This window comes from Nocardiopsis aegyptia (assembly GCF_013410755.1).
Lineage (GTDB): Bacteria > Actinomycetota > Actinomycetes > Streptosporangiales > Streptosporangiaceae > Nocardiopsis > Nocardiopsis aegyptia.
On record NZ_JACCFS010000001.1, the window covers coordinates 2139148 to 2163691 of the forward strand.

General features: G+C 73.4%; 17 protein-coding genes and 1 riboswitch. Of the genes, 5 read left to right on the forward strand and 12 right to left on the reverse strand.

What is annotated here, in order from left to right:
- Positions 1 to 55 precede the first annotated feature (55 nt).
- Positions 56 to 163, reverse strand: a riboswitch (TPP riboswitch).
- Between the two features lie 65 nt (positions 164 to 228).
- On the reverse strand, positions 229 to 2379 hold the full coding sequence (locus HNR10_RS09585; protein WP_179822516.1) for a transglycosylase domain-containing protein: 2151 nt from the start codon (positions 2377 to 2379) through the stop codon (positions 229 to 231).
- A gap of 825 nt (positions 2380 to 3204) precedes the next feature.
- Here HNR10_RS09585 and HNR10_RS09590 point away from each other — a divergent pair.
- From HNR10_RS09590 to HNR10_RS09610, 5 genes are all read left to right on the forward strand, one after another.
- Positions 3205 to 5175, forward strand: coding sequence for an alpha-1,4-glucan--maltose-1-phosphate maltosyltransferase (locus HNR10_RS09590; protein ID WP_179822518.1), 1971 nt, complete (start codon positions 3205 to 3207; stop codon positions 5173 to 5175).
- 160 nt (positions 5176 to 5335) lie between these two features.
- Positions 5336 to 7372 (forward strand): maltose alpha-D-glucosyltransferase, encoded by a 2037-nt coding sequence (gene treS / locus HNR10_RS09595; protein ID WP_246406146.1) that lies wholly within the window; start codon positions 5336 to 5338, stop codon positions 7370 to 7372.
- Between the two features lies 1 nt (position 7373).
- Entirely contained in the window at positions 7374 to 8852 is a 1479-nt protein-coding gene (locus tag HNR10_RS09600) for a maltokinase N-terminal cap-like domain-containing protein (RefSeq protein ID WP_179822520.1), read from the forward strand.
- Between the two features lie 227 nt (positions 8853 to 9079).
- Complete coding sequence (gene glgB, locus HNR10_RS09605) at positions 9080 to 11209, forward strand: 1,4-alpha-glucan branching protein GlgB (RefSeq protein ID WP_179829641.1); 2130 nt, start codon at positions 9080 to 9082, stop codon at positions 11207 to 11209.
- Positions 11210 to 11449: 240 nt separating this feature from the next.
- Positions 11450 to 12352, forward strand: coding sequence for a SigB/SigF/SigG family RNA polymerase sigma factor (locus tag HNR10_RS09610; protein ID WP_179829642.1), 903 nt, complete (start codon positions 11450 to 11452; stop codon positions 12350 to 12352).
- Between the two features lie 71 nt (positions 12353 to 12423).
- On the opposite strand, the gene HNR10_RS09615 is transcribed toward HNR10_RS09610, so the two are convergent.
- The 11 genes from HNR10_RS09615 to HNR10_RS09665 are packed head-to-tail and all read right to left on the reverse strand — an operon-like array spanning position 12424 to position 24387.
- A complete protein-coding gene (locus HNR10_RS09615; protein ID WP_179822521.1) occupies positions 12424 to 13317 on the reverse strand; it encodes a glycosyltransferase family 2 protein in 894 nt (297 codons plus the stop codon).
- Complete coding sequence (locus tag HNR10_RS09620; protein WP_179822523.1) at positions 13314 to 14180, reverse strand: glycosyltransferase family 2 protein; 867 nt, start codon at positions 14178 to 14180, stop codon at positions 13314 to 13316. The genes HNR10_RS09615 and HNR10_RS09620 overlap by 4 nt, the downstream gene beginning before the upstream one ends.
- Complete coding sequence (locus HNR10_RS09625; RefSeq protein WP_179822525.1) at positions 14177 to 15190, reverse strand: UDP-glucuronic acid decarboxylase family protein; 1014 nt, start codon at positions 15188 to 15190, stop codon at positions 14177 to 14179. Before HNR10_RS09625 ends, HNR10_RS09620 begins: the two co-directional genes overlap by 4 nt.
- A 33-nt stretch (positions 15191 to 15223) precedes the next feature.
- Positions 15224 to 15910 carry an SDR family oxidoreductase gene (locus tag HNR10_RS09630; protein WP_179822526.1) on the reverse strand — a complete coding sequence of 229 codons (687 nt, stop codon included), beginning with the start codon at positions 15908 to 15910 and terminating at the stop codon, positions 15224 to 15226.
- A 35-nt stretch (positions 15911 to 15945) separates the two neighbouring features.
- A complete protein-coding gene (locus tag HNR10_RS09635; RefSeq protein WP_179822528.1) occupies positions 15946 to 17355 on the reverse strand; it encodes a PfkB family carbohydrate kinase in 1410 nt (469 codons plus the stop codon).
- Complete coding sequence (locus tag HNR10_RS09640) at positions 17352 to 17942, reverse strand: D-sedoheptulose-7-phosphate isomerase (RefSeq protein ID WP_179822530.1); 591 nt, start codon at positions 17940 to 17942, stop codon at positions 17352 to 17354. The genes HNR10_RS09635 and HNR10_RS09640 overlap by 4 nt, the downstream gene beginning before the upstream one ends.
- On the reverse strand, positions 17942 to 19195 hold the full coding sequence (locus tag HNR10_RS09645) for a glycosyltransferase (RefSeq protein ID WP_179822531.1): 1254 nt from the start codon (positions 19193 to 19195) through the stop codon (positions 17942 to 17944). Before HNR10_RS09645 ends, HNR10_RS09640 begins: the two co-directional genes overlap by 1 nt.
- Entirely contained in the window at positions 19192 to 20220 is a 1029-nt protein-coding gene (locus HNR10_RS09650) for a glycosyltransferase (RefSeq protein ID WP_179822533.1), read from the reverse strand. Before HNR10_RS09650 ends, HNR10_RS09645 begins: the two co-directional genes overlap by 4 nt.
- Positions 20217 to 21209, reverse strand: coding sequence for a glycosyltransferase family 9 protein (locus HNR10_RS09655; RefSeq protein ID WP_179829643.1), 993 nt, complete (start codon positions 21207 to 21209; stop codon positions 20217 to 20219). The genes HNR10_RS09650 and HNR10_RS09655 overlap by 4 nt, the downstream gene beginning before the upstream one ends.
- A 41-nt stretch (positions 21210 to 21250) precedes the next feature.
- Complete coding sequence (locus tag HNR10_RS09660; protein ID WP_179822535.1) at positions 21251 to 22741, reverse strand: HAD-IIIA family hydrolase; 1491 nt, start codon at positions 22739 to 22741, stop codon at positions 21251 to 21253.
- Positions 22738 to 24387: a carbamoyltransferase family protein gene (locus HNR10_RS09665; protein WP_179822537.1), complete on the reverse strand. Its 1650-nt coding sequence runs from the start codon at positions 24385 to 24387 to the stop codon at positions 22738 to 22740. Before HNR10_RS09665 ends, HNR10_RS09660 begins: the two co-directional genes overlap by 4 nt.
- Positions 24388 to 24544 lie beyond the last annotated feature (157 nt).

Genomic DNA, 24544 nt, shown 5'->3' on the forward strand with positions numbered 1-24544 from the left:
CGCGGAGTCCACCGCACGCACCCTGGCCAAGAGCGCCACCGCGAACGTGCCGTCGGTGGCGGTTCTTACGACTTCCTTCGCTGGCATGATCCAGATCAGGTGTGTAAGGGTCTGCGGCCCGGTGCCGCACTCTCAGCGCTCTCGCGCTCCCCTGTCGGTTGGTCCCAGTATGGGGCATGAACGACTGAATAGCCGCATGTCACCCCCGATTCGCCCCCCGACGGACCCTCAGGTGCCCTCCGTGCCGCCGCCGTCACCGCCGCCGTCATCGTCGTCCCGGGACTCCGGCCGGTCCGCGTCGGGGTCGCCGAAGGCCGACGGGGACGGCGGGAACGACTCCTCGGGCAGGTCGGCCGTCGCCCCCCGCATGGTCGCCTGCCAGATCGGTCCGGGCAGCGTGCCACCGTACACGATCCCGTAGTAGCGGTCACCGATCCGCACGCCCTGGAGCGGGTTCTCCTCGCCGCCCCGCACGTCGCCGACGGCCACCGCCGCGGCCAGGTTGGGCGTGTACCCGGCGAACCACGCGTAGGCGGCGCTGTCGGTGGTACCGGTCTTGCCCGCCGCCGGGCGGCCGATCCCCAGACCGTTCGCGGTCCCGCCCTTGAAGGTCTGCTGGAGCAGATGGCTGACCCCGTCGGCCACGCGCCGGCTCACGGCGCCCTCCTCGCAGGTGTTGCCGACCACGACCCGGCCGGCCTCGGGGTCGACGGGGTTCTCCGAGACGACCTCGACGGGGCGGGGCTCGCAGCGGGTGCCGCGGGCGGCGAAGGTGGCGTAGGCGCTCGCCACGGTGAGCGGGGACACCTCCTGGTCGCCGAGGGTGAAGGAGCTCCACACGCCCAGCGGCTCGCCGTCGGCGCGCGCGATCCCGGCGCTCTTGGCCATCTGCGAGGTCTCGCACAGGCCCACGCGCCGCTGGAGCTGGGCGAAGTAGGTGTTCACCGACCCCTTGGTCCCGCTGATCATGTTGTGCCGCCCCGCGTTGCTCTCGCCGGCGTTGCGGACCTCCCAGCCCGACATCCGCCCGCCCTCGCAGTTGCGCATGCCGCTCACCGTCATGGACTTGGGCGCGTTGAAGCTCGTGTCGTAGTCGAGTCCGGAATCGAGCGCCGCCGCCAGGGTGAACGCCTTGAAGGTCGAACCCGCCTGGTAGCCGTGCGACCCGCCGTCGTCGCGGTCCACGGCGAGGTTGATCGAGGTCGTGCCGGTGTCCTCCTCGTCGAAGCCGTAGCGCAGGTTCTGCGCCAGCGCCCGGACCTTGCCGTTGCCCGGCTCCACGACCGCCTCGGCGGCGAACTTCGTGGAGTCCTCGTGGGGCACGTACCGGTCCACGGCGTCCTGGGCGGCCGTCTGCGCGTCGCGGTCCAGGGTGGTGCGCACGGTGAACCCGCCCTGTTCCAGTGCGCGGGTCCGCTGCTCCTCGGTCTCGCCGAGGATGTCGGAGTCCTCCAGCCACTGCATGACGTAGTCGCAGAAGAACGGGTAGTCGCTGCTGTAGCAGCTGCCGCCGCGCTCGGTGGGCTCCAGGTCCAGCCCGGAGGCCTTGTACTCCTCGGCCTCCGCCACGGTGAGGTCCCCGGTCTCGGCCATCCGGTCGAGCACCATGTTGCGGCGTTCCAGGGCGGCCTCGGGGTTGGCCAGCGGGTCGTAGTAGGAGGGTCCGCGCACGAGGCCGACCAGCAGCGCGGCCTGGGCCGGGTCGAGGTCGTCGGCGGGCACGGAGAAGTAGCGCCGGGCGGCGATCTCGATACCGTGCGCCCCCGAGCCGAAGTACGAGAGGTTGAGGTAGCCCTCCATGATCTCGTCCTTGGTCATGCGCTCCTCGATGCCCATGGTGTGGCGCAGCTCCACGAGCTTGCGCCCCACGGTCCGCTCGTTGGCGCGGGCCAGTTCCTCCTCCGTGTCGGCCTCCTCGATGAGGAGGTTCTTCACGTACTGCTGGGTGATGGTGGAGCCGCCCTGGAGGTCGCCCTGGGCCGTGCGCACCAGCGCGCGCAGGACGCCGCGCAGGTCCAGGCCGTTGTGCTCGTAGAAGCGCTCGTCCTCGATCGCCATGAGCGCCGTCGGCACCCAGGGACTGATCTCGTCCAGGGCGACCAGGTCGCGCTCGCGCTCGGCGACCTCGGCGATCGGACGGCCGTCGGCGTCGGTGAGCAGGATCCGCTCCGACAGGGGCGGCGGCTCCAGATCGGCGGGCAGGGCCATGAACGCCGACGCCACGTCCCGTCCGACCAGGCCGATCGCCCCCACCCACGGCAGGACGAGCGCGGCGCACAGCGCTCCGGCCAGCGCCGAGATCCCCGTCAGTCGCAGGAGCGCGGTCGTCCGGGCCTCACCGCGCTCGCCGTCCCCACTGTCCCGCCCGTCTCCCGCCATCGCCCCCGAAGCCGCTTCGCGGAGCAGAGGGGCTACCTCCCTCAACCGACGCCTACGGCGCAGTCCACTCACCCGTCTCCCCCCTCGGCCGTGCCTGCCGGTTCCGCGCGGGGCGGAACGCACACTGCCCCGACCACCCTCCCCGACGGGCCGCAAAGGGAGTCCTGTTGCTTCCCGCGTGTTGCCGAAAAGCTTCACAAATCAACGGCAAAGCACACAGACCGAACATCCTCCGCTGACCGGCACGAAACAGACTCTTCAATAACTCGACATCAAGAGGAATCAACGCGGACACCGCCCCCGTGAACACGCCGGTGCCGAAACCCGGACGGCGGCACCCGCACCGAACCCGATCGATCATTCGCACCGGGGTCGCCCGTCCGGAATGGAGTGGGACCCTCCGCGTCGGCATTTGGTCATCCCTACCCAACCGCGCCGCCGTCGCAACCTGCCGGTTGAGTTTTCCGACTTTTCGCGAGAAGCAATACAAAAACAACTACAGAGACCCCTGAATCTGGTGCTGCCCTATGCCCGATTTGAGAGGTTTACATGGGAGAAACCCGTCAAATACCAGCTCCAAGCCCTGGCGGCCAGTGTGATGAGGATCACATTAATTATTCGGCCCCGACGCTCCGCCAAACCCCATGAGAGGGCAGACGATAGAGAGCGGAGGGCGCCGAAGCCGCAATCCGGACAGCTGTTGTTCCGGACCCTTCGTTAACTCCGGCTTGCCTTCGATGAAATCCTTGTTATTCGCCTTCCGAATACCGGCATGCCAGCCGAACCAGCCATAACGCCCAAAACATGACAGTTGCGGTGTAATCAGTGATCGGACGCCTTCCCATACTCGGGATCTCTCCAGACAACGACCTCGGACCCGTGAAAGCGGTCCCCGGTGAACGCTTCACCGTGGGAGCGACGGTGATCCGCGAAGGACACGATTCCCTCGCCGCCGGCGTGGTCCTCTACTCGCCACAGGGCAAGCGCCGGGAACTCGTTCCCATGCGCGAGGCCGCTCCCGGAACCGACCGCTTCGAGGCGGAGGTCAGCCTCCCCTCCGAGGGCACGTGGTCCTTCGCCGTGGAGTCCTGGACCGACCCCTTCACGACCTGGCGGCACACCGCCGCGATCAAGCTGCCGCTGGACCAGGACACCGGGCTCGTCCTGGAGGAGGGTGCCCGACTGCTGGCCCGCGTCGGCCGCCGTGTGCCCCGCAGGCCCGCCCTGACCAGGGCCGCCGCGATCCTGCGCGACGACTCCCTGGCCCCGGTGGAGCGCCTGGAGGCGGCACTGACCGACGAGGTCCTGGCCGAGATGGAGCGCACGCCCGTGCGCGAACTCGTCACCAGGTCCAAGCGGCGGAGCGTCGTCGTGCACCGCGAGCGCGCCCTGTTCGGCTCCTGGTACGAGTTCTTCCCGCGCTCGGAGGGCGCCCAGGTGGACACCGCCCCGGGCCAGGAGCGCTCGGGCACCTTCCAGAGCGCCGCCAAGCGCCTGCCGGCCATCGCCGACATGGGCTTCGACGTCGTCTACCTGCCGCCGATCCATCCGGTGGGCACCACGCACCGCAAGGGCCGCAACAACGCCCTGACCGCCGAGCCCGGCGAGCCCGGCTCTGTGTGGGCCATCGGCTCGGCCGACGGCGGTCACGACGCCGTCCACCCGGACCTGGGCACCCTGGACGACTTCGACGCCTTCGTCTCCGAGGCGGCCGAGCACGGCCTGGAGGTCGCCCTCGACCTGGCCCTGCAGTGCTCGCCCGACCACCCGTGGGTCACCGAGCACCCCGAGTGGTTCGTCCACCGCGTCGACGGCTCCATCGCCTACGCGGAGAACCCGCCGAAGAAGTACCAGGACATCTACCCGCTCAGCTTCGACACCGACTTCGACGGCCTGTACGCCGAGGTCCTGCGGGTCGTCCGGCACTGGATCGACCACGGGGTGCGCATCTTCCGGGTCGACAACCCGCACACCAAGCCGGTGGTGTTCTGGGAGCGGCTGCTCGCCGACGTGGCCCGCAGCCACCCGGACGTGCTGTTCCTGGCCGAGGCGTTCACCCGTCCCGCCATGATGCGGACGCTGGCCAAGGTCGGCTTCCACCAGTCCTACACCTACTTCACCTGGCGCAACAGCCGGGAGGAGATCGAGGACTACCTCACCGAGCTCTCCCGGGAGACCGCCCACTACCTGCGGCCGAACCTGTTCACCAACACTCCGGACATCCTGCACGCCTACCTCCAGCACGGCGGCCGGCCCGCCTTCGAGGCGCGCGCGGTCCTGGCCGCGACGCTCTCCCCCACCTGGGGCGTCTACTCCGGGTTCGAGCTGTGCGAGAACGTCCCCGCCGCCCCCGGCAGCGAGGAGTACCTCGACTCGGAGAAGTACCAGTACCGGCCGCGGGACTGGGCCGCGGCCGAGGCCTCCGGCCGCACCCTGGCCGGGCTCATCGGCCGGCTCAACGCGCTGCGCCGCGCCCACCCCGCCCTGCGCGAGCTGCGCAACCTCCGCTTCCACCACGTGGACCGGCCCGAGCTGGTGTGCTTCTCCAAGTACCGCCCCGGCGCCGGCCCCGACGAGCCAGACGACCTCGTCGTCGTGGTCGTCAACCTCGACCCGCACCACGCCCGCGAGGCGACCGTGCACCTCGACCTGCCGTCCATCGGCCGTGCCAGGGAGGAGGAACTCGCAGTGACGGACGAGCTGACCGGACGCTCCTACACCTGGCGCGCCGCCAACTACGTCCGGCTCGACCCGGCGACCGGACCCGCGCACGTGTTCACCGTCGGCGGCAGATAGCACCCGCGGACAGGACGTGGTCCGCGGATGCCACCCGTCGCGATCGGCGCAGGTCGAGTATCCGCGGACCACGCCCTGAACGGGGCCGGCACGATCGGCCCCGCTCGCGTCCGAAACGCCCGTTGATCCGATGTCGAACATTCTTGGTGGGGAGCAGTAGATGAGCAATGACGAGCCCGGACCCGTGCACCACGGTCCGCTCGCCCCAGCCACCGGGGCCGCCACCGGCCCGCTCATGTCATCCGGCGGTACCAGCGATCCCTACTGGTACAAGCACGCCGTCTTCTACGAGGTCCTGGCCCGGGGCTTCTTCGACTCCAACGGCGACGGCACCGGCGATCTCGCCGGGCTGGTGCAGAAACTGGACTACCTCCAGTGGCTCGGCATCGACTGCGTCTGGCTGCTGCCGATGTACGAGTCACCGCTGCGCGACGGCGGCTACGACATCTCGGACTACTTCAAGATCCTGCCGGAGTTCGGCCGCACGGCCGACTTCGTGGAGCTCCTCGACGAGGCCCACCGGCGCGGGATCCGGGTGATCACCGACCTGGTCATGAACCACACCAGCGACCAGCACCCGTGGTTCAAGGCCTCCCGGGAGGACCCGGACGGCCCCTACGGCGACTTCTACGTGTGGTCGGACACCGACGACCGCTACGACGGGGCGCGCATCATCTTCGTCGACACGGAGACGTCCAACTGGACCTACGACGAGGTGCGCGGACAGTACTACTGGCACCGCTTCTTCTCCCACCAGCCGGACCTCAACTTCGAGAACCCGGCGGTCCAGGAGGCCATCCTGGAGGTCCTGCGCTACTGGCTCGACCTGGGCATCGACGGTTTCCGCCTGGACGCCGTGCCCTACCTGTACGAGCGCGAGGGCACCAACTGCGAGAACCTCAAGGAGACCCACGAGTTCCTCAAGCGGGTGCGGGCCGAGGTCGACCGCCTCTACCCCGACCGGGTGCTCCTGAGCGAGGCCAACCAGTGGCCCTCCGACGTCGTCGACTACTTCGGCGACTACGAGGCCGGCGGCGACGAGTGCCACATGAACTTCCACTTCCCGCTGATGCCGCGGATGTTCATGGCCGTCCGCCAGGAGCAGCGCTTCCCGATCTCGGAGATCCTCGCCCAGACGCCGGCGATCCCGCGCAACTGCCAGTGGGCGATCTTCCTGCGCAACCACGACGAGCTGACCCTGGAGATGGTCACCGACGAGGAGCGGGACTACATGTACGCGGAGTACGCCAAGGAACCCCGCATGCGCGCCAACGTGGGGATCCGCCGGCGGCTGGCCCCGCTGCTCGACAACGACCGCAACCAGATCGAGCTGTTCACCGCCCTGCTGCTGTCCCTGCCCGGGTCGCCCGTCCTGTACTACGGCGACGAGATCGGCATGGGCGACAACATCTGGCTGGGCGACCGGGACGCCGTGCGCACGCCCATGCAGTGGAGCGCGGACCGCAACGCCGGGTTCTCGCGGGGCGACCCCGCCCGGCTGTACCTGCCGCTGATCATGGACCCCGTCTACGGCTACCAGGCGCTCAACGTCGAGTCCCAGCGCGACAACCCGGGCTCCCTGCTGCACTGGACGCGCCGGATGATCCAGATCCGCAAGCGCCACCCCGTCTTCGGCACCGGCGAGTTCACCGAGCTGGAGGCCACGAACCCGAGCGTGCTGGCCTTCATCCGCGCGCACGGCGACGACCGGATGCTGTGCGTGAACAACCTGTCCAGGTTCCCGCAGCCGGTGGAGCTGGACCTGGCCGGCTACGCGGGGGTCGCCCCGGTGGAGTGCGTGGGCGGCGTCCGCTTCCCGGAGATCGGGGAGCTGCCCTACCTGCTCACCCTGCCCGGGCACGGCTTCTACTGGTTCCAACTGCCCACGGCCACCGGGGCCGCGCCGACCGCGCGTGAGGAGGACGGGCTGCCGACCTACGGCCTGCCCGCCGCCGGCGTGAGCCCGCGCCCGGTCTTCGAGGGCCTTTCCGGCCACCCGTCCGGCCCGCCGGCCCGCGACGCGCACCACCGCACACCGACCATGGCGTCCAGCACCCCGAACGGTGACGTGGCCGGCCCCCGCGACGGCACGTCCGGGCCCGCCCCGCGTCCCGCCGTCTCCGCCCCGAGCCTCGCGGGGCAGCCGACGGCGCACTCCGGGCGGGGTGGTGGCGGGAAGGGAAACAGGGCGTACTGACATGTCTCAACTCGAAGAGCTCCTCGCCGCCTGGCTGCCCCGACAGCGGTGGTTCTCCGGCAAGGGAATCCCCATCCAACAGATCCGGATCGAGAGCCGGCACCGGCTGGTGTCCTCCGGTGCCGGCGGCCCCGAGCTGTACCTGCTCGTCGTGCAGGCGGGCCAGCGCGGCCGCAGTTCCCGCTACCAGGTGCTGCTGGGCGCGCGCCCGCCGCGGTCGCTGCCGCCGGAACTGGCCGGCGCCGCGATCGGCGTGTGCACGGTGGTGAGCGGGCGGCCCCGGGTGGTCTACGACGCCACCCACGACACGGAGCTGACCGGTCTGCTGCTGGAGTGCTTCGCTTCCGGACAGCCGGAATCGGAGAGCGGGCCGGTGCGCTTCCGCACCCTGCCGGGCACCCGGGTGCGCACCGGGGCGCACGGCCGGCTGCTGACCGGGGAGCAGTCCAACTCGTCGCTGGTCTTCGGCGACGACTACGTCCTCAAGGCGTTCCGCAGACTCTGGCCCGGCCACAACCCGGACCTGGAGCTCAACGTCGCGCTGGCCGGGTCGCCGTACGTGGCCCGCCCGTGCGGGTGGATCGAGGCCGACCTGCCGGGCCACCCGGTACCGGCCACCCTGGCCCTGCTCCAGGAGTACGTGCCCGGCGCCACCGACGGCTGGGTGCTGGCGACCGCGAACGTGCGGCGCCTGGTGGAGGGCGGCGGCGGACAGCGCGAGTCGGCCTTCCCGCCCGTCTCCCACCGTCGCCCCGGGGCGCTGCGCGAAGGGATGGGGCTTCCACCCTCAACCGAGAGCCTTCGGCTCCAGTCCTTCGCGGAGGAGGCTGAACTGCTCGGCCGCACCACGGCCGAGGTGCACCGCTCCCTGGCGCAGGCGCTGCCCACGGACGTACTCTCCCCGGCCGCGGCCGCCGAGCTCGCCGACGCGATGGTCGAACGCCTGGCGATGGCCAGCGCCGAGGTCCCCGAGCTGGCCGAGCACGCGCCCCGGGTGCTGGAGGCCTACGCCGACTTCGCCGAGGTGGACGAGCCGCTGCCGATCCAGCGGGTGCACGGCGACTACCACCTGGGGCAGGTCATCCGGAACGGTTCCAGGTGGGTGCTGCTGGACTTCGAGGGCGAGCCGACCGTGCCCGTCCGCGACCGCCAGCGGCTCTCCAGTCCGCTGCGGGACGTGGCCGGGATGCTGCGCTCCTTCGACTACGCCGCCGGATTCCTGCTCGTCGGCGAGCCCCCGGACCCCGACCTGGAGTGGTCGGCCCGGGCATGGGCGCGGACCAACCGGGAGGCGTTCTGCGCCGGGTACGCCGACGGCGGCGGGCCCGACCCGGACAAGCACCTGACGGTGCTGCGCGCCTTCGAGTTCGACAAGGCCGTGTACGAGGTGCTCTACGAGGCCCACAACCGGCCGGACTGGCTGCGGGTGCCGTTGGAGTCCATCGCCTCGGCCGCCGCCGCCCGGCCGGTGCCCGGCTGACCCCGGACCGGGCGGACCGCCACGCGGGTGGCGGTCCGCCCGGGGCGCCACGCCCCAGCCCCCCGCCACCGTGCGACGCCGGCCCGGCCGACGTCCGCTCCCGCACAGCCCCACACCGACACGAACCCGACGGAGCCGATGTGACCTCGCCCCGCAGCCAACCCCGACCGCGCCCGCGTCGCCGCGCCGCACCCGACCCGGCGCTCCTGACCGAACTCGACCGCGTGGTGGACGGCCACCACCACGACCCGCACTCCGTGCTGGGCCTGCACGGCCCCACCGGCCGGAACCTGCGGGTCCTGCGCCCGGGCGCCGTGGAGGTGGCCGCCGTGCTGCCCGACGGCGGCCGCGCCGAACTGACCCACCTGCACCGCGGCGTGTTCTCCGGGAACGTTCCCCGCGGGACCCGCGACTACCGGATCGCGGCGCGCTACGAGGCCGACGGCCCCGAGCACGTCACCGCGGACGCCTACCGCTTCTCCCCCACCCTGGGCGAGCTCGACCTGCACCTGATCGGCGAGGGCCGGCACGAGGAGCTGTGGCGTGCGCTGGGCGCCAACACGGCCGAACCGGAGACCCCGATGGGCGAGGTGTCCGGCACGGGGTTCGCGGTGTGGGCGCCCGACGCCCGCGGCGTGCGGCTGATCGGCGACTTCAACCACTGGAACGGTGTCGCGCACCCGATGCGCAGCCTCGGTTCCAGCGGGGTGTGGGAGCTGTTCGCGCCGGGTGTGGGCGAGGGCGACCTCTACAAGTTCCAGGTCCTGGGCGCCGACGGCCACTGGCGGGACAAGGCCGACCCCATGGCCCGGCGCACGCAGGTGCCGCCGGCGACCGCCTCCGTGGTCACCTCCTCCGAGCACGTGTGGAGCGACCAGGAGTGGATGGCCGAGCGCAAGGGCGTGGAACCGCACCGGGCGCCGATGAGCGTCTACGAGGTGCACCTCGGCTCGTGGCGGCCGGGCCTGGGCTACACCGAGCTCGCCGAGCAGCTGGTGGAGTACGTGACCGACATGGGGTTCACGCACGTGGAGCTCCTGCCGGTGGCCGGGCACCCCTTCGACGGGTCCTGGGGCTACCAGGTCACCTCCTACTACGCGCCCACCCCCCGGTTCGGTTCTCCGGACGAGTTCCGGTACCTGGTGGACGCGCTGCACCGGGCGGGCGTCGGCGTGTTCCTGGACTGGGTCCCCGCGCACTTCCCCAAGGACGAGTGGGCGCTCGCCCGCTTCGACGGGTCGGCACTGTACGAGCACCCGGACCCGCGGCGCGGTGAGCACCCGGACTGGGGCACGCTCATCTTCAACTACGGGCGGACCGAGGTCCGCAACTTCCTGGTCGCCAACGCCCTGTACTGGCTGGAGGAGTTCCACATCGACGGCCTGCGCGTGGACGCGGTGGCCTCGATGATCTACCTGGACTACTCGCGCGACTCCGACCAGTGGGAGCCCAACGTCTTCGGCGGGCGGGAAAACCTGGAGGCGATCGACTTCCTCAAGGAGCTCAACACGACCGTCTACCGCCGCAACCCGCACGTGGCGATGATCGCGGAGGAGTCCACGGCCTACACGGGGGTCACGCGGCCGGTCGACATGGGCGGGCTGGGCTTCGGCCTGAAGTGGAACATGGGGTGGATGCACGACTCCCTGGAGTACGTGAAGAAGGAGCCGGTCCACCGCAAGTACCACCACAACGACATCACGTTCTCGATGGTCTACGCCTACAGCGAGAACTACGTGCTGCCGCTGTCGCACGACGAGGTGGTGCACGGCAAACAGTCGCTGTTCAACAAGCCGCCCGGCGACGAGTGGCAGCGCTCGGCGACGCTGCGGGCCCTGCTCGCGTTCATGTGGTCGCACCCGGGCAAGCAGCTGCTGTTCATGGGTGGGGAGATCGCCCAGGGCGAGGAGTGGTCGCACGACCAGGGCGTACCGTGGTGGCTGTTGCAGTTCGAGCACCACGCGGGCGTGCAACGGCTGGTCCGGGCGCTCAACGCCGCCTACCGGCCGCGCCCCGCGCTGTGGTCCCTGGACACCGACCCCGCGGGGTTCCGCTGGCTGGACGGGGGCGACCACGAGGGCAACACGCTCACGTACCTGCGGCACGGCGAGGACGGGTCGGTGCTGGCCTGCGGCGTGAACTTCTCGCCGGTCCCGCGCCCCGAGAGGCGCGTGGGCCTGCCTTCGGGGGGCCGCTGGGAGGCGGTGCTCAACTCCGACGACCCGCGCTTCGGCGGCTCGGGCTTCCCGGCACCGGCCCGTGTCGAGGCGGAGGAGGTCCCCTGGGACGGGCAGCCCTTCTCCGCGGAGATCACCCTGCCCCCGCTGGGGGCGGTCTGGTTCGAACCGGAGCGCTGAGCAACAGAACGGCAACAGACCACTGAATAAGGCCGTTGCCTGGGCGGAGAGGGTTTACGTCCAGGCCAACGGCATCTCAAGGTCCCACCTACTTCTCCTCCTCCCCCCTTTCACCGTGTGTATCTCGGGCACGTAGCCACTGCGCCTCTCAGTACCGATCCGGAGAGCCGCCCCGGCGCACCGGCGCCGGCCCGCAAGCGAACGTGGCACGACACCGCCCCGACCGCACGGACGGAGGAGATCGCCTTGAGCTCGGTCACCAGAGCAGGAAGGACGAGGAAGACCGGCCACCGCCGACCGCACGAACACGACCCGATCGAGGGAGAGGCGTCCGCGAACGCGGCCCTGACCGAGATCGGCGCGCTGCCCGAGGACGACGCCCGTGCCGCGGAGCTGCGCGAGCACGTCGTCATGGTCTACGCGCCCTTCGTCCGACGGGTCGCGCTCCGGTACCGCGGACACGGTGAACCCTACGAGGACGTACGCCAGACCGCCATGGTCGGCCTGCTCAAGGCCGTCCACGGCTTCGACCCGGACCGCGGCAGCCCCTTCGTGTCCTATCTGCTGCCCACGGTCCTGGGCGAGATCAAGCGCCACTTCCGCGACCACACGTGGTCGATCCGCGTTCCGCGCCAGCACCAGGAGAACCGCGCCCGTCTGCGCGTCGCCATCGGCGCGTTCGAGCAGGAGCACGCGCGCGAGCCGACGACCAGTGAGATCGGCGGACTCCTCGGTATGGACGAGGCCGGGGCCGCCGAACTCCTCCAGGCCGACCAGGCCTACCGCGCGCTGTCACTGGACGTGCCCGACAGCTGGAACGGGGACGGTTCGGAGGGCACGAGTCCCGAGGACCGCCTCGGCTGCGAGGACCAGGGCCTGGAGCTGGTCGAGGAGCGCGAATCGCTGCGGCCCGCTCTGGCACGGCTGCCCGATCGCGAGCGGCGGCTGCTCACCCTGCGGTTCTTCGGCGACAAGTCGCAGTCGGAGATCGCCGCCGAGCTCGGCTACTCGCAGATGCACGTCTCCCGCCTCCTGGCGGCCGTCCTCCAGCAGCTGCGCGAGGACGTGGGCGCGTGCGACCCGAAGGACTCTGGTGCGCGCGACGCGAAGGACACCGTGCGCGAGCCGAAGAAGGACGAGTGAGGCCCCGCCCCCGGAGTGAGGCCCCGCCCCCCGGGAGCCGTGGGCCGCCCCTCGGGGGCGCGCCCCTCGGCTCAGCCCACGTAGCGCCGCGCCGGCGACCGCCGACGCGGCGCTTCCAGGGCCCGCAGCCCGCGCTCGACCTCCGCGGGCACCGGGCGCCGCTCCCCCAGCACCCACGGCAGGCCCGCCACGGCCTCGCCCACCGCCGCCGCGGTGGCGGCGTCGGGCGGGGCCGCGCGCAGGGTCGCCCAGGTGTGCCGGCACGCTCCGGGGAGCGGGCGGCGCAGCCACGCCGTCCACAGGGTGTTGCGTATGCCGAGGCGACGGCGCCCGCGGGCGTCGCGCACCTCGGAGGCCGCGTGGTGGACGGTCATCCGGCCGTCCCAGCACATCCACCACCCGGCGGCCGCCAGGTCGAGGGCCAGGAGTTCCTCCTCCCCGCCCAGCCACAGGCGCGGCGAGAAACCGCCGACCTCCTCGAAGGCGCGCACGCGCAGCACACTGGCTCCCGCGAGGATGCCCAGGAGGGCGGGCCCGGGCAGCCAGGAGGGCCCCCGGACCGGCGAGTGCCGCAGCTCGGGGGTGATGGGGTCCTCTCGCCCGCCGGGCTCGACGAGGATGCGCGCGGTCACCGCGCCGAGCCCGGGGTGGGCGTCGAAGTGGTCGGCCGCGCGGTCGAGCGAGCCCGGCTCCCACCACGTGTCGTCGTCGCAGAAGGCGACGTAGGGGGTGTCCAGGGCCGTCACCCCGATGTTGCGGCCCACGGCTCCCAGGTTGGCCCGTGCCCTGATGAGTCCCACCCCGGGGTGGGCGCGGGCGACCGCGTCGGCGGTCCCGTCGTCGGAGGCGTTGTCCACGACGACGACCGGCGGCGACTCCGGCAGGGCCGCCAGCCGGTCCAGGGTCCGCAGGAGTTCGCCGCGCCGGTTCCGGGTGATCACCACCACCCCGGTCCGGGCGCTCACCGCGACTCCAGCAGGGCCAGGTCCCGCTCCACCCGGGCGGGCAGCGGGCGGCGCCCCGCCACGGCCCTGGGCATGAGCCGCAGTGCCCCCGTCAGTGCCGCGCGGCTGTCGGGATCGTTCAGGGAGCGGCGCGCCGCCTCGGCCGTACGGGCCAGGGCGACGCCCGGCCGGCGGCGCAGCCAGGCGGCCAGCAGGGCGTTGCGCGCCTCCAGGCGCCGCCGCCAGGTGCTCGGCGGGCGCAGCGAGGAGGGGTGGTGGTGGGCGCGCACGTCCGGAAGGTGGCACAGCCCCCAGCCCAGGGCCGCCAGGTCCTGCGCGAGCAGGGCCTCCTCCCCGCCGAAGAACAACAGCGGGTCGAACCCGCCGGCCTGGACGAAGGCGCTCCGGCGCACCACCGCCGCGCAGGCGAGGAAGCCCAGGACGCGCGGCCCCGGCAGGTCCTCGTCCGCGGGCAGCGGGCTGTGGGCGAGGTCGGCGTTGACGGGGTCGGGGCGGCCGTCCGCCCCGACCAGGACCGCCGCGGCGACCAGTCCCACACGGGGATGGGCGTCGAAGGCGTCGGCGGCGGCCTCCAGCGCCCCCTCCTCCCACCAGGAGTCGTCGTCGGAGAAGGCGACGTAGGGGGTGCGCGCCCGCGCGACGCCGGTGTTGCGGGCGGCGCACCCGAGGTTGTGGTCGTGCTCCACGAGCTCGACGTCGGGGAAGTCGGTCCGCACGGCCTCACCCGTGCCGTCGGTGGAGCCGTTGTCCACGACCACCACCGGCGGCGGGGGCGACAGCCGCCCCAGGTGGGTGAGGGTCCGCCGCAGCTCGTCGCGCCGGTCGCGGGTCGCGACGACGACCGTCACACGGCTCTCGGTCACGGCCGCTCCCCCTCGGCACCCACCGCGGTCGCGGGCGCCGCCGGGGCTCCGTCGCCGTGGCGCGCCCGCTCCTCCACGAAGTGCTCGACCGTCCGCCGGATGCCCTCCTTCAGCCGGATCTCGGGCCGCCAGCCGAGGAGGCTCGTCGCCAGGCTCAGGTCGGGCCTGCGGTGGACCGGGTCGTCCGCCGGGCGCGCCACGAAGTCGATCTCCGAGCGCGACCCGGTGAAGTTGCGGACGTACTCGGCCAGGCCCAGGACGGTGAGCTCCTCGTCGCTGCCGATGTTGACCGGACCGACGCAGTCGCTGTCGGCCAGGGCCAGCAGCCCCCGCACGGTGTCGTCGACGTAGCAGACCGAGCGGGTCTGGTGGCCGCTGCCGGCCACGGTCAGGGGCTCGCCGGCCAGCGCCTGGTTGATGAACGTGGGGATCACGCGGCCGTCGTCCTTGCGCAGCCGCGGCCCGTAGCAGTTGAAGATGCGGGCGATACCCACGTCGGCGCCCCGGGCGCGGCGGTGCGCCATCGTCAGGGACTCCGCGTAGCGCTTGGACTCGTCGTAGACGCTGCGCGGACCCACGGGATTGACGTTGCCCCAGTAGCTCTCGCGCTGCGGATACTCCAGCGGGTCGCCGTACACCTCACTCGTCGAGGCCAGCACCAGCCTCGCCCCGCTGCGTTCGGCCAGGGCCAGGGCGTGCCGGGTGCCGAGGCTGCCCGCCTCCAGTGTCTCCACGGGCAGGCGCAGGTAGTCCGCGGGCGAGGCCGCCGAGGCCAGGTGGAAGACCACGTCCAACCGTTCCGGAAGGTCCAGTGGTTCGACGAGGTCGGCCTCCGTGAGCGTGAAACCGGGGTCGTCGAGCAGGTGGCGCACGTTCTCGCGCCTGCCGGTGGAGAAGTTGTCCACGCACAGGACGCGGGCCCCCTCCTCCAGCAGCCGTTCGCACAGGTGCGAACCGATGAATCCCGCGCCGCCCGTGACCAGGGCGGTCCTCGTGTACCGATCACTCATCCTCACTCGCCTCCTACGGCGTTCGTTCGGCGGTCAGGGCCAGGAGGTCTCCTGGGAGGGGCACACGACCAGCTCGCGCACCTCGCACCCGGTCGGCTGGGACAGGGCGAAGACGACGGTCCGCGCCACGTCCTCGGGCGCGTTGAGCTTGGCGTCGGGGCCCGGCTTGTACTGTTCGGGGCGGTCGTCGAAGAAGTGCGTGCTCATGCCGCCGGGGACCAGCAGGGTGACCTGGACCTGCCCGGCGAGTTCGGCGGCCAGGGCCCTGGTGAACCCGACGACCCCGAACTTGGACGCGCAGTAGGCGGTCGCGTCGCTCAGTGCCCGCAGGCCGAGGGTGGACGCGCAGTTGACGATCGTTCCGTGGCTCTCCCTCAGGTACGGCAGGGCCGCCCGGGTCATGGCGGCGGTACCGAGCAGGTTCACCCGCACCACGCGCTCCCAGTCGTCGGCGGACACGTCCGTCAGGGTGCCGCAGGCGTCGGTCCCGGCCGCGTTGACCAGGGCGTCGATCCGCTTGTGCCGGACACCCACGCGCTGCACGGCCTGTTCGACCTGCGTCCGGTCGGCCAGGTCCGCCTGTTCGAAGGGCAGGTCGTTGCCCGGGTGCTGGCGGTCGATGACGATGGGGAACCCGCCCTCGGCCGCCACGGCCTCGGCCGTGGCCGCTCCCAGGCCGGAGGACCCGCCGGTGATCAGGGTGTTTCCGAGTGGACGCATACTCTCTTCTCCCGTTCTCTCTCGTGCGGTCGTGGTCAGCTCGCGGCGAGCCCGTCGGGGTCCCGGGCCCGGACGCGGGTCAGCAGCGCGGTCGTGGAACGGCCCGGGACCAGGGGCAGTGTGACCACCCGGCCGCCGTGCGCCCGGACCACGGGCGTCTCGGGCAGCCGTTCGACGTCGTAGTCGCCGCCCTTGACCCACACGTCCGGCCGCAGCGCGCCCAGCGCCGCGACCGGCGTCGGCTCGGTGAACACCTCCACCTCGTCCACGCACGCGAGTTCGGACAGCACCCGGGCGCGGTCGCGCTCACCGACGATCGGCCGGTCCGGCCCCTTGAGCGCGCGGACCGAGGAGTCGCTGTTGAGCAGGACGACGAGGCGGTCGCCGAGGGCACGGGCCCGGCGCAGCAGGTCGACGTGGCCGGCGTGCAGGACGTCGAAGCAGCCGCCGGTCGCCACGACGCGCCGGCCGCCCCGTCCCGCGCGCGGGACGGCCCCGAACGCGGTGGGCGTGAACGAGGTCACCGGCGGGTCCGGGGCCTCCGGTGACCGGGCGGAGCGGGCCGCCGCTCCCCCCTGGGCCACGAAGGCCGAGGCCGCCCGGACGCCCGCGCGCACGGCCGTGACGGGGTCGGCGCCCTCGGAGAGCGCGACCGCGCAGGCGGCGGCGAAGGCGTCGCCCGCCCCGCAGACGTCGGTCGGGCGGTCCACAGGCTCGCCGGAGACCAGGACCGTCCCATGGCGGCCGTCGGACCAGGCCGCCCCGTGCTCGCCGAGGGTGACGGCGACGGAGTCGGCTCCCCACGCGCGGGCGAGTTCGGCGGCCCGGCGCGGGGCGGCGGTCGCGTCCCGCGCCTCGATCCCGGCCTCGGCCGCGTTCGGCGTGGTCAGCCGGGTGCCCGGCACCGGCCCGAGACCACGCGGGTGCGGGTCCCACACGACCGGCACCCGCGCCGCGGCCTCCCTCAGAGCCGTGCGCACGGGCCGCTGCCGGGTGAGGATGTGGCCGTAGTCCGAGACCAGCACGGCGGAGGCGCTCCGCAGCGCATCGGCCACCGCCGACGCGGCCGCCGCGGTGTGCTCCTCCGTGCAGCCGCACGGGGTGTCCAGGCGGGCGATCGTGCGCCCGTCGGCCTGGATCCGCGTCTTGGTCGGTGTGCGCCGCATCAGGGGCAGGCCCACCAGGGTGATGTCCGGGCCCAGGGCCTCGGCCAGGGTCGTGGCCGCGTCGTCGCTACCCAGCCCGGTCACCAGCAGGACCTCCCGGTCGGTGGCCCCGTGCGCGCACAGGGCGGCCAGCGCCGCGCCGCCCGGCCGGTGCCAGGAGACCGCCTCCTCCACGACGGGCGCCTGCGCGTCCGGGCAGTTCCGGTGCGAGGTACCGCGCAGGTCGACGTCGAGCAGGGCGTCCCCCACCACGACCACGGGGCCCTGTGCCGCGCTCATGATCCGGCCCTCTGCCGCGGGGCGGCGCCGATCGCGCCGCGCGCGTCCAGTTCGTCGTCGACCGCCGCGCAGAAGACGTGCACCAGCGCGAGGTGAACCTCCTGCACGGTCGAGACGCTGGGCGCCGGTACCGCCACGGTGCCGTCGCTGAGGGCCTCCAGGGCGCTGGGCCCCTGGCCCGTCATCGCCCAGCAGGTGACGCCGAGTTCGTGCGCGGCCTTGGCGGCGGCGACCACGTTCTCACTCGACCCGCTGGTGGACAGGCACACGAGCAGGTCGCCGGGGCGCCCGTGGGCGCGCAGCTGGCGGGCGTAGACCTGCCGGTAGCCGTAGTCGTTGGCGATCGCGGTGAGGCTGGAGGTGTCGGCGTGCAGCGCGACGGCCGACAGCGGGAGCCGCTCCGTCTCGAAGCGCCCGGTCAGTTCCGCCGTCAGGTGCTGCGCCTCGGCCGCGCTCCCCCCGTTGCCGCAGGCAAAGAGCCGGTGACCCGATGACAGGGCACGGGCGGCGTGGCGTCCCCACGCCTCGACCAGGGCGGTGTCCGTGTCGTGCAGGGCGGCGTGCAACCGCCTCAGGTGCGTGTGCATCAGACCTCCCCTCCTCGGGTTCCGACGGGTTCGCCGTGCGCCGCCCGGGCCCGCGGCACCGGGCGGCGCGTCTCGGCGACGACGCTGCGATAGCACTGCTCGGTGCGCCGGGCGACCTCCGCCCAGGAGTACCGTTCGCGGACCCGGGCGGCCGCGGCGGCGCCGAACGCCCGCCGCGCGGACCCGTCCGCGAGCAGCTCCCCCACGGAACGTGCCAGGCGGTCGGGGGCGCGGGGCGGCACGAGCAGCCCCGTGGTGCGGTGCAGGACCGTGTCCACGTGGCCGCCCACACGGGAGGCGACCACCGGCACTCCGCAGGCCATCGACTCGACCGTCGACATGCCGAAGGGTTCGTACCAGGGGACGTTGACCGCGACGTCGGCCGATCGCACCAGGTCGGGAACGTCCGGCCGGGCCACGCAGCCCAGGAAGCGCACGCGGTCCGCCACGCCGTAGCGGTCGGCGACCACCCGGAGCCGGATGATCTCCGGGTCGGAGTCCAGCTCGCGCGGGTCCGGACCGCCGGCGACCACGAGTTCGGCGTCCGGCAGCTTGGCCAGGGTCCGGATCACGGTGTCGACGCCCTTGCGCCGCACGATCCGGCCCAGGCTGAGCAGGCGCGGACGGTCGTCCTTCGGCAGGCTCGGCCCGTCGGGCCGGAACCGCCGGGTGTCGACCCCGCAGGGCACCACGTCCACGCGGTCGAACGGGATCCCCCACGAGGAGAGCTCGCGCCGCTCCTCCGTGGAGGTGGCCACGACCCGCGCGCACCCGGCGGCCACCGCCCGCTCGACCCGCACGCGCTCGGCCGGGCTGGTGTCGGCCACCCCCTGGAAGCGCTGCTTGACGGTCCCCAGCGCGTGGAAGGTCTGCAGGACGGGCAGCGCCAGCGGAACCGCCGCGTCCAGCGACGCCATCCCGCTCATCCAGAAGTGGGCGTGCACCACGTCGGGCCGCTCGGAGGCCCAGGCGGCGCGCAGGCGGCGGCCGAACTCCGGCATGTGCCGCGGCAGGTCGTCCTTGGGTATCGGCGCGGCCGGACCGGCGGGGACGTGGATCACCCGCACCCCGCGACACATCGATACGGCGTTGGGCAGGTCGGGGTCGGTTCGGCGCGTGTACACGTCGACCTCGTGGCCGAGGGCGGCGAGCGCCGACGCCAGTTCGGCGACGTGGACGTTCTGTCCGCCCGCGTCCTCACCGGTGATGGCCGCCAGCGGACTGGCGTGTTCGGACACCATGGCGATCCTCATGACGTCACCTCCTGTAGCACCCGCTCCCACTCGTCGAGGAACCTGTCGACCCCGTACCGGCGCAGTGCCGCCTCTCGGGCGGCGGTGCCGGTGCGCAGGGCCAGGCCGGGGTCGTCCAGGTAGGCCCTGAGCGCCTCGGCCAGCACGCGGGGATCGGTCGAGACCACCCCCGCCTGCGGGGGCACGGCCTCGTAGGCCTCCGTGGCCCCCAGCGCGGCGACCGGCAGGCCCAGCATCATCGCCTCGATGAGGGAGAGCCCCAGCGACGTCCACCGCAGGGGGTGGACGTAGGCGCGGCGGCGGGCCAGCAGCCGGTGCATGGCGGACTGCGGCGGGTCCTCGTGGGCGCGCAGCCGCGACGGGTCGAGCCCGAGGTGGTCCGGCACCCGCCTGACCGCCATGCCGAAGAGGTCGAGGGGGACGTGCTCCGCGAGGGCCGGCAGGAGGTCGGTGCCGGTGGTCCGCCACCGGCGCAGGGGTTCGTTCAGCGCGACGCCCACGCGCGGGACCTCACCGGTGTAGAGGTGGCCCGGGTCCGGCACTCCGTGTTCGATGACCCTCGTCGGAGCGCGGCCGCAGTCCCAGAAGAGCGCGTTGAAGTGGGTGACGTGGACGATGGGGATGTCGTCGCGGTCGGCCAGCGGATGGCGGGTGTCGGGGACCTCGCCCCGGGGCGTGTTGTGCTCCACGTACACCGCGGGCACGTCGCGGCCCAGCGCGCGGCCCAGGACGCCCGCCGCCAGTTCCAGCTCGTGCGGGCGCTGCAGCACCACCAGGTCGGGTCGGCTCTCCCGCAGCCGCTCCGTCGAGAGTTCCACGACGTTGGGCGGCCAGTCCCAGGTGCGGGCGCGACCGCGCCCGTCGGGTCCCCGCTCGGCGTCGACCGGCAGGACGCAGGTGTGGCCGGACTGGACGAAGGCCGTGGTCCAGGAGCCGTGGACGTGCCAGATCAGGATGCGCAGGACCCGTTCGGGCGTCCGGACGCCCCCGGCGGCGTTGGCGGCGGGTTGTGCGTCGACGGTCATCGCTCCTCCTCGTCCAGCAGCGTGTCGACGGCTGCCAGGACGTCGTCGGTCGTGACGGAAGTCAGGCAGGGGTGGCCGGGCACGGGGCAGACGCGGGCGCGCGAGCCCGCGCAGGGCGCCGACTGGTCGCCCAGGACGCGTACGGGCACGCCCTGGGGCGCCCAGGCCGAGGCGGGGACGACGGGCGAGAAGAGGGAGACCACGGGCGTGCCGACGGCGGCGGCCAGGTGGGCGGGGCCGGTGTTGCCCGAGATCAGGACGGCCGCCCGGTCGAGGACGTCGGCCAGCTCGGCCGTGGAGGTCCGTCCGGCGACGCTGGTGCCGGTACCGGCCGCGACCGCCTTGGCCCGCACCTCGTCGTGCGCCGCGCCGGTGACGACCACGCGGTCGCCGCGCGCGGTCAGGGCGGCGACGGTGTCCGTGGCCAGGGCGTCGGGAAGCTCGCGGGCGGGCGCGTCCGCGCCGACGTGCACGGCGACGTATCCGTCCGGGCCGGTCAGGCTGCGGGTGTCCGGCAGCGGCCGGCGCACGGCGGGGCGGCCGCGGTCACCGCCTGGCAGCGGGAAGCCGGCCGCCTCGACCAGGGACAGCGCGCGTTCGTGCTCGGGAACGCCCGGGGCCACGCGGTGGCGCAGGTCGAGCAGGCTGCCGGGGTAGTCGTCGCTGACCGCCCCGATCCACGGGATCCCGGCCATGCGCAGAAGCAGGGCCAGCGGCAGCGGCGACTGGTGGAAGGAGGTGAGGACGACGGCCCGGTCGGCCCCGGTGTCGGCCAGGACACGGACCAGGCGGGCGACGTCGTCGGGCTCCACGGGCGGGGGCTCGGGGTCGATCCAGGGCGCGCACCAGGTCACGACCCGGTCGACGCCCGGCAGGAGCGCGGCGGCGTCGGCACCGCGCGGGCCCGCCAGGAGCACCACGCGCCCGGCCCCGTGGGCGACGGCCCGGACGGCGGGTCCGGCCAGCAGGACGTCGCCCATGCTGTCCATGCGCGCCACGAGCACGGTCCCGTCGTTCGGCGTGGAGGCGGTCACGGCGCCGACCCCCTCACCAGGCGGCGGACGGCCGCGGCCGGGTCCGGTTCCGTCTCCGGGCTCGCCCGCCGTTCCTCCTCCCGGGTGAGGCGGGTGGGCACGAGCACGCCCCGGGCCCCCGCCGCGCGGGCGGCCGCCGTGTCGGATCCGATGTCGCCGACGACGGCGCACTCGGCGGCGGCCACGCCCAGTTCCGCGGCGGCGGACTCGACCATGCCGGGGCGCGGCTTGCGGCAGTCGCAGCCGTCCTCCTCACCGTGCGGGCACACCCGCCAGACGTCGAAGGGCCCCAGGAGTTCGTCCACGCGCCGGTTGACGGCCTCGACCTGGCCCGGCTCCAGCAGGCCGCGGGCGATGCCCGACTGGTTGCTGACCACGCCGACCGCGAGTCCGGCCCGGCGGGCCAGGGCGACCGCGTCCGCCGCGCCGGCGGTGGGCCGGACCTTGTCGGGGTCGCCGTTGTAGGGCACGTCCTCGATGAGGGTGCCGTCCCGGTCGAACAGGACCGCGCGCACACCGGGTGTGCGCCGCGCCCCGGCGTGGCGGACCGAGCCGGCGATCCGGTGCCCGCAGGCCAGCGGCGGGATGAGTGCGCTGGTGACGGCCATGTCGACGATCTCCGCCGGGTCGGCCGGACCGGCGGTGGCCCGGCGCAGGGCGAAGGCCGCGGTGCGGGCCAGCCACCCCGCGCCCAGGGTTCCGGCCAGGACGGGCCTGCGCGCGAGCGCCGCCAGGGCGGCCCCCGTCAGGAGTCCGGTGGTGAGCACGTGGCCGCGCAGACCGCCGGGTTCCTCCCCCACACGGTCCCGCCAGCCGCGACCGTGCACGGCGTTCATGAGGGTGTCGTCGGCGTTGCCGCGCTGCGCCCCCAGGCTGCTCCAGCGGCGGCCGGGACGCAGCGGGTGCTCGCACTCGCGCTCGCCGAGCCGCAGCGAGAAGCCGGCGTCCACGACGCGCAGGGCGAGGTCGGTGTCCTCGCGGTAGGCGCGGGGGAAGCGGGTGTCGAAGCCGCCGACGGCCTCCAGGGCACTGCGGCGGTAGGCCATGTCGGCCGTGATCCACGGCGCGCCCTCCAGTCCGAGGGTGGCGCGCTCCGCGTCGGTGGGGCGCCGGCCCGGCGGCCGGGGGACGGTGATCCGCCCCTGGACGCCGCCCGTGGCCGCGTCCGCCGCCGACAGGTCCGCGCACAGCCGCTCCGGCCAGTCCGCGGGCGGGTGGACGTCGTCGTCCAGGAAGGCGATCCACTCGGCGCGGCAGGAGTGCCATCCCGCCTGGCGGGCGGCGGCGGGGCCGTGACCGCTGCCGCGCACGATCCGCACCCGGGGATGGTCGACCACAGGCGGGAGCGCGTGCCCCGGCCGGTCGTCCACGACCACGATCTCGGTCGGCGCCCACGCGTCGGGGGCCTCCAGCAGCGGTGCCAGGGCCCGGTGCAGGCTGTTGCGCCCCACCGTGGGGACCACGACCGCGTACTCCGGGCGGCTCATCGAACCGCCTCCCCACGGCGGCGCCGCACGATGAACGGGCCGATCGCCAGCACGTCCACCGGGGCGGAGCCGAAGCACTCCAGGGCGTCGCGCGGCGAGTCGACCATGGGGCGCCCGGCCGTGTTCAGGCTGGTGTTGACCAGCACGGGCAGACCGCTCAACTCCTCGAAGCGGTCGAGCACGCGGGCGGTCAGCGGGTCGTCCTCCGGGTCGACGGTCTGCACGCGCGCCGTGGAGTCCACGTGCACCACGGCGGGGACGCGGTCGCGCCAGTCCGGATCGACGTTGTGGACGAAGAGCATGTACGGGCTGGGCAGCGGGCCGCCGGAGAAGATCTCCGGTGCCCGATCGGCGGCGACCATCGGCGCCACCGGCCGGAAGCGCTCGCGCCCCTTGACCGCGTTGAGCCGGTCGAGGTTCTCGGCACGCGAGGGGTTGGCCAGCAGCGACCGGTGTCCGAGCGCGCGCGGACCGTACTCCGAACGCCCCTGGAACCAGGCCACGAGGGCGTCCTCGTGCAGGGCGCGGGCGACGGCGTCGGCCACGTCGTCGGGGCGTTCGGCGTCGACGGCGGCCTCGTCCAGGAGCCGCGCCAACTCGTCCTCGTCCCAGGAGCGGCCCAGGTCGGCGCCGGGCATGGGCTGGATCGGGTCACCCGCGACCGAGGCCGCGTGCAGGGCGCCGCCCAGGGCGGTTCCGGCGTCCCCCGCGGCGGGCTGCACCCACACGTCCTCGAAGGGGCCGTCCCGGGCGATGCGGCTGTTGGCCACGCAGTTGAGCGCCACCCCGCCCGCCATCGCCAGGCGCCGGTAGCCCGTGCGCCGGTGCAGCCACTCCGCGATGTCCAGGAGGGTCTCCTCCAGGACGGCCTGCACGCTGGCGGCCAGGTCAGCGTGCTCGGGCCCGGGTTCCTCGCCGGGGCGGCAGGCGGGGACCAGCGCCCCCCAGTCCACCCCGGAGGCCCGGACCAGTCCTTCACCCTCGTAGCGGATCCTGTCGCGCAGGTCCTCGACCATGGTCGGCTTGCCGTAGGACGCCAGCGCCATGACCTTGTACTCGTCGCTGGAGCGGCGGAAGCCCAGGTGCTCGGTGAGTTCCTCGTAGGTCAGGCCCAAGGACTCGGGCAGGGGCTGGCGCGCGAGGACCTCCAGCCGGCCGTCGGTGTAGGCGCCGGCCAGGTGGGAGGCCGTCTCGCCCCGGCCGTCGGCCACGAACACCGCGAGGTCGCGGCCCGGGTCCGGGGCGGCGAGCCCTGCCGAGGCCGCGTGCGCGACGTGGTGCGGGACGTAGGCGACCTTGGCCGGGTCCAGCCCGGGAAGGGCCGTGACCATGAAGGACGGCGCCCGCTCCACGAAGAGCAGGCGCAGGATCTCCCAGTCACCGTCCTGTCCGGGGCCGTGCGGATCGGCCAGCGCCGGGTCGTAGGAGTAGGTGACGGCGTCGAGGTCCTCGGGGCGCAGTCCCGCCTGGTCCAGGCACCAGCGCATGGCCTGGACCGGGAGCTCCCAGGCGGAGAAGGCCACGGGGTCCTTTCCGTGCTTGCGGCGGGAGAACCGTTCCTCCTCGGCCGCTGCCACGGTCCTGCCGTCGACGACGATCGCGGCGGCCGGATCGTGGAAGACGGCGTTCACACCCAGGACTCTCATGGGCCGTCTCCTCCCGTCACTACATCGACTCTGCGCTGCACCCACTCGACTACCAGGAGAAGCGACTCTCAAACATGGGCCTGACCTGTGCCGACGCCGCGGTCGCCCCGGCGGCGCCCGCCGAACGCCCGTGTTCGCGGGCGTGTTCGCGGCCATC